The sequence below is a fragment of the Bacteroides sp. AM16-24 genome, assembly GCF_003471885.1.
Lineage (GTDB): Bacteria > Bacteroidota > Bacteroidia > Bacteroidales > Bacteroidaceae > Bacteroides.
On sequence record NZ_QRKI01000010.1, the window covers coordinates 84154 to 94441 of the forward strand.

Annotated in this window: 7 protein-coding genes and 1 tRNA gene; 6 read left to right on the forward strand and 2 right to left on the reverse strand. The window is 38.8% G+C overall.

Annotated elements, in window-relative coordinates; all coding sequences use genetic code 11:
* The first annotated feature begins 11 nt into the window (after positions 1-11).
* The 5 genes from DW182_RS12895 (at position 12) to DW182_RS12915 (ending at position 7411) form a co-directional block, all read left to right on the forward strand.
* Positions 12-3977 carry a two-component regulator propeller domain-containing protein gene (locus DW182_RS12895; protein ID WP_118295788.1) on the forward strand — a complete coding sequence of 1322 codons (3966 nt, stop codon included), beginning with the start codon at positions 12-14 and terminating at the stop codon, positions 3975-3977.
* A gap of 178 nt (positions 3978-4155) precedes the next feature.
* On the forward strand, positions 4156-4992 hold the full coding sequence (locus DW182_RS12900) for a formamidopyrimidine-DNA glycosylase (protein WP_044533659.1): 837 nt from the start codon (positions 4156-4158) through the stop codon (positions 4990-4992).
* A 261-nt stretch (positions 4993-5253) separates the two neighbouring features.
* On the forward strand, positions 5254-6027 hold the full coding sequence (locus DW182_RS12905; RefSeq protein ID WP_007665020.1) for a class I SAM-dependent methyltransferase: 774 nt from the start codon (positions 5254-5256) through the stop codon (positions 6025-6027).
* Between the two features lie 172 nt (positions 6028-6199).
* Positions 6200-7015, forward strand: a complete 816-nt coding sequence (locus DW182_RS12910; RefSeq protein ID WP_021968304.1) for an alpha/beta hydrolase — start codon at positions 6200-6202, stop codon at positions 7013-7015.
* Between the two features lie 123 nt (positions 7016-7138).
* A complete protein-coding gene (locus DW182_RS12915) occupies positions 7139-7411 on the forward strand; it encodes a hypothetical protein (protein ID WP_021968303.1) in 273 nt (90 codons plus the stop codon).
* A 2-nt stretch (positions 7412-7413) separates the two neighbouring features.
* Here the strand turns inward: DW182_RS12915 and DW182_RS12920 are convergent, their stop codons facing one another.
* Complete coding sequence (locus DW182_RS12920) at positions 7414-8799, reverse strand: S9 family peptidase (RefSeq protein WP_007665014.1); 1386 nt, start codon at positions 8797-8799, stop codon at positions 7414-7416.
* Between the two features lie 217 nt (positions 8800-9016).
* On the opposite strand from DW182_RS12920, the gene DW182_RS12925 reads away from it, so the two are divergent.
* Positions 9017-9799, forward strand: coding sequence for a DUF4377 domain-containing protein (locus tag DW182_RS12925; RefSeq protein WP_118295789.1), 783 nt, complete (start codon positions 9017-9019; stop codon positions 9797-9799).
* Positions 9800-10095: 296 nt separating this feature from the next.
* Here DW182_RS12925 and DW182_RS12930 read toward each other — a convergent pair.
* Positions 10096-10169 (reverse strand) — tRNA-Asp (locus tag DW182_RS12930).
* Between the last annotated feature and the right edge of the window lie 119 nt (positions 10170-10288).

The window sequence follows — 10288 nt, forward strand, 5'->3', positions numbered from 1 at the left end:
AGGCCTTATATATGAAAGGATTTCTGATTATAAAGAATATTATTCTTAGCAAGCAAACACTTCTTTTGGTTTATATTTTAGTTTGGGGTATGCAGGCGTATAGCTCTGATATTCTGTCTTCTGCTTTTCCGTATAATTATCGGTATAAAAGTTTTAAGAATATATATTTCCCAATAGAGTCTAATGTTGTAAATGTAGTCTTTCAAGATGATACAGGATTGGTGTGGGTCGGTACTCAAAGCGGTCTATTCTCTTATAATGGATATCAGATTTATAAATTGGCAAGAGAAACCGATATAGAGTATGCCAATATCACTGCGATTGTACAAGTAAGTAAAGAATACCTTTGTATCGGGACTAACAAGGGACTGCGATTTCTTAATCTGTTTACTGAACAGTTTGAGAATCTGTATCCGGTAACTCAAATGGTCAAGTCTGTCCGCTCTTTGGCTGTTTGGGATAATAAACTTTGGATAGGAACTAATGATGAAGGATTACTGTACTATGATTTTCAGGATGAATTCATAGTACATTTGCCATTAGATCCCGGAAAAAGTAAATCAATCGTTTATTCATTTGAACCGGCCGATGGTAGGCTTTATATAGGTTCTTATGATGGATTAAGCTGCTATGACCCGGTAAAACAAGTAAGAGAGACAGTCATATTGCCTGAAAAGTTCCGGAAGTTAATGGTGAATTCATTGCTGTGGGATGAACAACAGAATTGCCTATGGATTGGGACAGAAGGATATCTACTCAGGTATTGCCTTAATGACTCTCGTGTAGAACCGTCTCTTGCATTACCATCAAATACTTTTAAAACATTGGCTTTTGATAACAAGAATAACATTGTGATAGGTACGGATAATGGCCTGTATATTTATAGCCGAAGTTTTGGAAAAGTGAATCATATACTTCATGATTTGCGAAACGAGCAGTCCTTGTGTAATAATGTAATCTCTTGTAGCTATATTGACAGAAATAATAATGTTTGGTTAGGGACTGACTATGGTATATCGTTGATTGTTGATGATTCTGCTTTTCAGTTTATTCATATTTCTGAATTGACGGATGAGAGGAATGGTAATGATTTTACCCATATATACAAGGATAGCAAAGGAGGGTATTGGTTAGGAGGAACAAACGGACTTTTACTGTTTGACAAGAATGGTAAAGTGAAATGCTTTAATATTGAGAATCCGAAGAACTTGCTTCGGCATAACAAAATCAGATGTATATATGAAGATCGTGATCATATTGTATGGATTGCTACGGATGCCGGAGTGGCAAGATATGATAGGGAGAGGGAGAAGTTTGTACATTATAACATAGTAGACAGGCTGAATCGGAAGAAAGCAAATTGGGCGTATGATGTTTATGAGGATGAATATGGCAGCCTATGGATTGCGACTTATCTGGGCGGAATATTTATCGTTAACAAGCGGGAATTGCTTGCACACGATGATCGAGTTTTGTTTCGGGCGGAATGGAACTTGTCTGATTCATTGATTTCAACCAAGGTAAGTGAAATTGCTTATCAGATAGAAACTGATAAATATGGTTTCATCTGGGTCAATACTCAAAAAGGTTTAGCCCGGATAGACTGCAAAGCCCGTAAAATACATATATTAGACGTTTATCCGAATCGGATGATTTATGATGGAATTCAATCTATCTGGTATTCATCAAACAACGAGATTTATAAACTTAATGTCCTGACTTATACCAGTGAGAAAATAGGTGAATTATCCAGGGGAAGTCAGGTACACTCATTTGTGTTGGAAAATACCAATATTTGGGTTTCGTGTACGGAAGGAGTCATGGCATGGGATATTGTCTCATCGCAGAGAACCGGTATGGCATTTTCAGGAAGATATTACCAAGCCGGATTCTATGACAGGCAACATGATGTCATCTTGTGGGGAGGATATGATGGAATATCTTATGTATCCACTCATGCCATAAAGAGTGAAAAGGGAGCTGTCCCGGTTATTGTAACAGCTGTCCGGAGCAATGATAGGCAACTATTGCCTATGGTGGATTATGCAGGGAGTAGTATCCGATATCAGAATAAGATAGAATTGCCACATACGGAAAAGAATCTGACATTTGAGTTTTCCACATTAGCTTATTCTTCAGAATCTGAATTTTATTATCGTTTGGGAAACAGTAAACAATGGAGTAAATTAGAACCGGGACAGAATCGTATTTCTTTTGCCAATTTACATTCCGGCAGGTATAGGTTGTTCATGCGGAATGGGAACTCCGATGATCCTCAACTATCCCCGGTTACAGAGTTTGGTTTTACCATTCTTCCGCCATGGTATGCTTCAGTAATAGCCTATGTTATATATGCACTTGCATTGGCAGTGATCGTTTTTGTTATTATAAAATATATCCGAAGGAATCTTAGATTGAAATATGAGCGTAAAGAGAAAGAAAAGACGTTGGAGCTTTCAAATCTGAAATTAGACTTCTTCATTCATATTTCACATGAGATCAAGGCTCCTTTAAGCCTGATCATAGCTCCTTTAAGCACGTTGATTAAAGAAACTAAGAAGCCGGAACATAAAAGCCGACTGGAGTTTATATATAAACATGCACTGAAATTAAATTTGCTGATTCATGAAGTGCTTGATTTCAAGCAGATAGATTATACGAGTGAGGATACTTTGATCCGATCTAATATTGAATTATGTTCTTTTATAAGGAATATTCTGGATGCTTTTTCTACAATCTTTGCAGATAAAAATATCCGGTCGGCCTTTGTGTCCAATGGTGAACAGATGTGGATGAATTTGGATATAGTAAAGATGGAATCTGTAATCTCGAATATAATCACTAATGCTATTAAATTCATTCCTGATGAAGGAGGACAAATTGAGGTCTCCATAATTCAGGAAGAACAAACGGTAGCTATACAAATCTCGGATACCGGTAGCGGCATAAGGCGTGAAGATCTTCCTTATGTGTTTATCCGGTACTTTCAGAGTAAAAACAAAGAGAGGCGTAAAGATGGAAGTGGCATTGGTCTGTATATAGTTCGGAAGTTTATAGAATTGCATGGCGGACATGTTAGTATTCATAGTGCCGGTGATGATTGTGGAACTTTGGTCACCATCACTTTGCCTTTATCCGGTGATAATTGTGTGGTTTCCATGCAAAATCACTCTCAGGCGGACTCACAATTAACTCCGCTTGCAGGGAAACCTGTATTATTGATTGTTGATGATAATGTTGAAATGGCAACTTATCTGGCGGAGGCTTTTTCTGAAGAATACTGTTGTCTTCATGCCTTAAATGGTAAAGATGGGATAACTATTGCCTCTGAACACTATCCGGACATTATTCTTGCAGACCAGATTATGCCGGAAATGGATGGTATTGAGTTTTGTAGGGAGATACGGAAGATGTCACAAACGGCCTTAGTGCCTATTATTATGTTAACAGCGAGAGATGATAAGGAGACGGAACTTAAAAGTATGAAGGCAGGTGTGGATGTGTTTATGTCTAAGCCATTTGACGTCGATAAACTAAGGTCGAGGTTAGAACAATTACTTCAAACCCGGCGTGAAATAGAGAAGAAATTATGCGTTGAAACAACTGTACATTCTCAGATAAAAGAGAAAGAAACGGATACAGGGGAGGCTTTTATAACCGAGCTTGTTTCCATAATGGAAGAGAATATGGAAAACACTGAATTCAATGTTTCTATGCTTTGCCAGTTAGTGGGGATGGATAACAAACAACTATATCGGAAGGTTAAGCAGTTGGCAGGAGTGACTCCTGTAGATCTCATTCGCCGGATAAGGATGAAGAAAGCAGCCGTGTTACTATCGCAACATAGATTTTCCGTATCAGAAGTCATGTATATGGTCGGATATTCTAATCCGTCTTATTTCTCTAAATGCTTCGTAGCTGAATATAAAATTTCTCCAAGTCAATACGCGTCTAAATTACAGTCAGAAAGAAAATGATTAAAGATACCTATTGGGGATAGTCATATTTGGAATATGCATCGTATATTTGTGCCATGGATCAAACAGTGGATAAACAGTACTGTCGCTGTATCTCAATGCGCCAGATGAAACGTCGGTTGAAGGATTGCTGACGGGGATTTATATTCCTATTGATAAATAATTAAATGATATAAGTATGTTAGAATTGCCAGAAGTACTTACACTGAGTAAGCAAGCCAATGATGTTTTAAGTGGTAAAACGATTACGCAAGTGTTCAATGCTACCAAGCCTCATAAGTTCACGTTCTATAGTGGCGATCCACTGGAGTATGGAAAGTTGCTCGTCGGAAAGACGATTTTGTCGTCTAAAGGGTATGGAATGTTTGTCGATTTCTACCTGTCGGGCAATGTGATAATGAATATTGGTGACGGGGTGAGCGCACGTTACTATAATCCGGGTGATAAAGTTCCTGCCAATTACCAATTGCTGCTGACCTTTAAAGATGAATCGTTCCTTGTATTTACGGTTGCTATGTATGGCTTTATCAGTGCCTATCCCGATGCTGTTATCGACAATAAATATTATACGATAAGCCGTGAAAGTATTTCCCCGCTGAGTGATGCTTATACGGAAGCGGAATTTGGGAAATTATTTGCTTCCGCCAAAAAGACATTGACGGCTAAAGCTCTGCTGGCTACCGAACAACGTATTCCGGGCGTAGGAAATGGGGTAACGCAGGATATTCTGTTCAATGCCGGGATTCACCCGAAACAGAAAGTGTTTGACCTGTCGGATGGACAGAAAGGGGTACTTTTTAAATCTCTGAAGGATACCTTAATGGCTATGACTTCCGGAAGAGGCCGTGATACCCAGACGGATCTTTATGGAAATGAGGGAGGGTATAAAACGATTCTTTCTTCCAAAACATGGAAGAATCCTTGTCCGCGTTGTGGCAGCGTAATTGTCAAAGAAGCCTATCTTGGAGGATCGGTTTACTATTGTTCTGAGTGTCAGAAAATAAGGAAAACATAATAACAACTTAAATTATAGTTATGGCGAAAGGAACATGTCACAAGGGTGGTGTTCTTTTTTCTCTTCTGATAATTTGGAGGAATAAAAAGTCTGCCTATCTTTGTGGCGATATAAAAAAATGTTGGATGTTTAAAGTTAAGAAGGATTCGGTAATTAAATAACTGTGGGCATTATGCTCTCGGTTATCCTTTAGTTCAACTCGTGCATATTCTTGCAGGAGTTATTTTTATACCTATATATCAACAATAAAATTTAAACATCATGAGTAACGAAAATAAATCTATTCACGAATTCGATTTTAGTTTAATCTGCGAATACTTTTCAAGTGTAGAACGTCAAGGGCCGGGAAGTGCTGAAACAACAATCAAGGCTCTTAGCTTTGTTGAGGGGCTTACGGATAAATCTCTGATTGCTGATCTGGGTTGTGGCACAGGTGGCCAGACGATTACGCTGGCGCAACATACTCCGGGACAAATTACAGGCATTGATTTGTTTCCTGATTTTATCAACCAATTCAATAGTAATGCCGAGCACTTTAATCTTCAGGACAGAGTGAAAGGTATTATTGGATCAATGGATGAACTCCCGTTCCGGAATGAAGAATTAGATCTTATCTGGTCGGAAGGAGCCATCTATAATATTGGTTTTGAATATGGGTTGAATCTATGGCGTCCGGTTTTGAAGAAAGGCGGTTATATTGCCGTATCAGAGGTGTCATGGTTCACTGACGAACGTCCGGCTGAGATCGATGATTTCTGGATGGATGCTTATCCTGAAATAAATACGATTCCCAATAAGCTGGCACAGATGCAGAAGGCCGGATATATCCCTGTAGCCTGTTTCTGTATACCGGAAAATTGCTGGATCGAACATTTCTATATGCCGCAGGTTGAAGCCCAAGAGGACTTCCTACGAAAATATAAAGGTAACCAAGCTGCTGAAGAACTGATTGCCAATCAGCGCCATGAGCAACAATTATACTATAAGTATAAAGACTTTTATGGTTATGCATTCTACATTGGGAAGAAAATCTAAGTAACTAATGAAGGAGAATTGCCCTGAGGACAATTCTCTTTCTTTTTTATATACTTTAGAGAACAACTTTCTTTTTTTATATAAAATAAATTTGAAAAAGCCATTTGTTGTTTCTATATTTAGCCCTGAAAACGACAGCAGGTTGATTAAGTAACCTTTAAAACAAGATATTATGAGAAACTACTATTTGGTATTACTACTCTTAATGACTAATTTATTTAGTTACGCGCAACAAACCCTCATTAAGGACTCTCTAAAGTCTGAAGTCTTAGGACAGACCCGTCATTTGAATCTGGTAATATCGGATACAGTCGGTATGCAACCAGGTAAGAAATTGAATGTAGTATATGTTTTGGATGGGGATAATGCATTTGTGAATTTGGTGGCATCACAAATCTCTTTTGTAACAGATATGGAGTCTGATAAAGGAGTTCCTGCATATTTGGTAGTAGGCATTGAGTCCGAAAATACCAGAATGGATGATTTTATAGCAAAAGGAGAATATAGAGTGACAGGACGTGCTGATCTGTTTCTGGACTTCATGTCTAATGAATTGTTTCCATATATCGAAGCTCACTATAATTTAAATAACCATAGAGTTTGTGTCGGGCATTCATTGGGAGGTTCCTTATGTATGCATGTTTTGTGTAACCGGGATTCCATGTTTAATGCCTATATGCTGTTTAGTCCCAACTTGATCTATGAGAAACATCAATTGATTCGTGACTTTAAAACCAAGAATCCGGATAGTCTTCATAAATTTGTTTTCATAGCCAATGGTGATGCCGGGGAATTGGAGCAGAATTATCTTAAAGGCGTGGAGGAACTGGATTCACTCATTACTAATTCTCCTCAAATAGACAATTTCAAAATTATATTCGAATATATGTCTGATGTCAACCATTCGGAATCTGTACCTGTGTCATTTGGGAAAGCGGTGAAAGAATATTTAGGTTATTCATATGGAACTCCGAAAGAAGAAGAATGAACTGCATTATTAAGTGAAGAAGATTATGCCATAGCTGTCAAAAAGATCTATGACAATAGACGATTGTATCTGGGTTATCAATTTTATCCGGAAGTATATCCCTTGTATAATGATTGGATAACGGTGGCTGGCAAGAATGAGCAACCAGACAAAGTGATACAGCTTGCTAAATGGGCCATATCAATTTATCAGAATGATTTTAGTCATTATATCATGTATTTGGCCATGTCCGAAGCCTACATGGATAAAGATGATGTGAAAACTGCCCTAAAAGCGTGCGATGACGCAAGAAGGGCAGTTAATTTATTGCGTGAAACAGTTGATCCTCAAACTTATGAGTATGCTTTGGAAGAGATTAATACATTGGTTGACGAAATTAAACAAGCGGAAAAATAACTCTAATGTCTGCAATTCAGAAGAATCCATTCTGTCATATCTTTCAAGACTTCAGGACTGATGGTTTCTTCTAATTGCCCGTATTCCATAATTGTACAAGTCTTACAGGATTGGAACAAATGGTTCAAACCGGGATATTTCTTAGTGGTAACTTTCTTGTTCCCGTTAGACTTTACCCAATCTTCCACAGCTTTGAGATTCATGTCTGCATCTACCTGTATGTCTTTATCTCCATTGACAGCTAGTACCGGACATTTTATCTTCTTTAAATCTTGGGTCGGATCGTATTTCATGAAATGAAGATACCATGGGGAGAGCATTCCGTTCATCTCAACTTCTATTTGTTTGGCGATGTTTGGGTCTTGCAGTTGTACGGGTGGCAGTGTTGCGATAATGTTGGCATATAGTTCTTTCCGGATTTCCTCAGTGCTTTTGTCCTGTGCCAATATAGCATAACGGGTGCGTAATGTGGGTTTACTTAACTCCCACATGGCATCAGAGGTACCATTTGACTTGCTAATAGCTTCTGCTTGTTTCAACATCAGACTGTCTCCTTTTATGGTAGCGCCGGCCATTGAAATGATGTAAGCAATATCTTTGCTACGGGCGCCCAATATAAAAGCCACGGTTCCTCCACAGCTATGACCGATGATTCCTATCTGTTTGGGATTAATTTCTTTTCTGCCTTTCAGGTAATTGATTGCTGCTTCTGCATCGCTGGCATAATCTTCGTTGGTGGCTTCTGCAAAAACGCCTGTTGAGCCTCCTACGCCTCTGTCGTCGCAGCGAAGTACGGCTATACCGTTACGGGTCAGGTAGTCTGCTATTACCAGAAATGGCTTATGTCCCATTATTTCCTCATTCCTGTTCTGTGCGCCACTACCGGTAACCAATACTACTGCCGGGAATTTTTTCCCCTGTTCGGGAAGCGTCAGAGTACCGGCAATTGTGATTCCGGCTTCTTTATTTTCAAAAGTAATATCTTCTGCTCTATAGGGGAAAGGTGGTTGTGGTTCTTGGGGACGCTTAGGCTTGGCTGCTTCTCCTTTTTCCAGATTTAGTTTGAATCTAAGTCCTTGTGTGAAGTCTCCGTATATTTTGCCGTCTTTCTCCAGCTTTCCTTTGTAAGAGGCACGAATATCAGGAATCTGAATCGTCAGAATCGAATCCTGAAAGAGTGTGGAGCCTGTCGGGATGCCTTTTACATTCTGATCGGGACTATCACAAGTAGAGGTATATCCCTGCTCGGTTTGTTGCAGGTTGAAGCAAATAGTCAAGGAAGCGTTGGGGAGAGACAGCTTTCCATTCCATGTTCCGGATATGTCCTGAGCATGGGTGCAAATAGGAAAGATAAATCCTAAAAGGAATAGAATGGAGTGTTTTTTCATATCTGGTGATTTAAATGGTTTTCATATAATATTGTTATTCTTCGATATCTCATTTTGCTGACGAAGGTACGCTTTTATATCTTCATATAGCCTATCTCCTTTAAAATTCTATTCAAGCTTCTTTTGAGAAGAGAAATAAAAGGCTTTGTTTATAATAGGCTTAAAGAGATTTTGTATATCTTTGCATAATTACAAAATTAGACTTAAAGGAAACATAATGAAGACAAAACGCTTATTAGGATTATTGCTATTAATCCTGCCAATCACTGGCTTTGTTGCTTGTAGTGATGATGAACCGCAAGACAAGGTAGAAACTGTAAAAATGTTTATTTCTGACAAAACTGGTACTTATCAGCCTTGGGGGAGTGATTCTCCTATCGATTGTATGCTGGTGAAAGAAGAAAGTGAAAGTGACTACAAAACGCTGGATTTTCAAGGAATTACTGATTTCGTTTACGAAAAAGGCTATGAGTATGCTTTATGGGTTGAGAAAAGAACCTTGGTTAATCCTCCTGCTGATGGGAGTAGCATTGTCTACAAATTGATAGATGTAATATCGAAGGTAAAAGTAGAGTATGAATACACTATAAAAGTAGATGGCCCTAATCCTTTTATTCTGTCTCCCGAAGGTGGTGAATATGAAATACCTTTTACCTGTAAAGCGAAGAAATTTGCAGAGGGTAGCCTGGTTGAAGATGGATATATTTCTTTAAAAGGGTTGAGATATAATATGGGTACCAATTACGGAGGGCTGACAAGAGTCGTAAAAGATGGTGAAAAGGTTGGGTTTTATAAATTTGTAATAGAAGGCATTCCGCGCTTTAATATGAAAGCGGCTCCTGTATGGTATTGTGGTATCTACACTCCGGATGCGGATTTACTTTTCGGACCTGAGCCGGAGCCTATTTATAAACAACTGTTTGAACAACCACAGACAGAGGGTGAGGATTATTATATGAATTCGGTAATCTTTATGTCTACAGGCACATTTGCTGAATAAACTCTGAAATAATATTTAAAACATACTTGAACCGGGTCTGGGCCTGATCTGCTCCGTACCAACTCCGTACCTGGTCCGTATAAAGGTACCTTTATTGGGAGTTGATACGGAGCAGGTACGGGGGTGGTACAGGGTTGGTACAGGGTTGGTGTGGACTTGGTAAGGCAGCGAGCGTATATTTTATACTAAGATCTGCGTAAAATCTCTCTATCTTGCAAAATGCCTTATCTTTTTGAGTAGTACAGCGTGTTTATAAAGAAAAAAGCTCCGAAATCATTCGATTTCAGAGCTTTAAGCGGTGCGTACGGGACTCGAACCCGTGACCCCATGCGTGACAGGCATGTATTCTAACCAACTGAACTAACGCACCATAATTTCATTTCTTTAATTGCTTTCTCTCTCGATTGCGGTTGCAAAGGTAGGCATTTCTTTGAAACCTGCAATAGCTACGATGAAATTTTTTTGCTTGATTTTATCACTTTTCCTTTT

Bases quoted from the DNA above. Each gene is read 5' to 3' on its own strand.
- DW182_RS12925 (WP_118295789.1), top strand. From the start codon at position 9,017: ATGAAGACAAAACGCTTATTAGGATTATTGCTATTAATCCTGCCAATC.
- DW182_RS12905 (WP_007665020.1), top strand. From the start codon at position 5,254: ATGAGTAACGAAAATAAATCTATTCACGAATTCGATTTTAGTTTAATC.
- DW182_RS12910 (WP_021968304.1), top strand. From the start codon at position 6,200: ATGAGAAACTACTATTTGGTATTACTACTCTTAATGACTAATTTATTT.
- DW182_RS12900 (WP_044533659.1), top strand. From the start codon at position 4,156: ATGTTAGAATTGCCAGAAGTACTTACACTGAGTAAGCAAGCCAATGAT.
- DW182_RS12895 (WP_118295788.1), top strand. From the start codon at position 12: ATGAAAGGATTTCTGATTATAAAGAATATTATTCTTAGCAAGCAAACA.
- DW182_RS12920 (WP_007665014.1), bottom strand. From the start codon at position 8,799: ATGAAAAAACACTCCATTCTATTCCTTTTAGGATTTATCTTTCCTATT.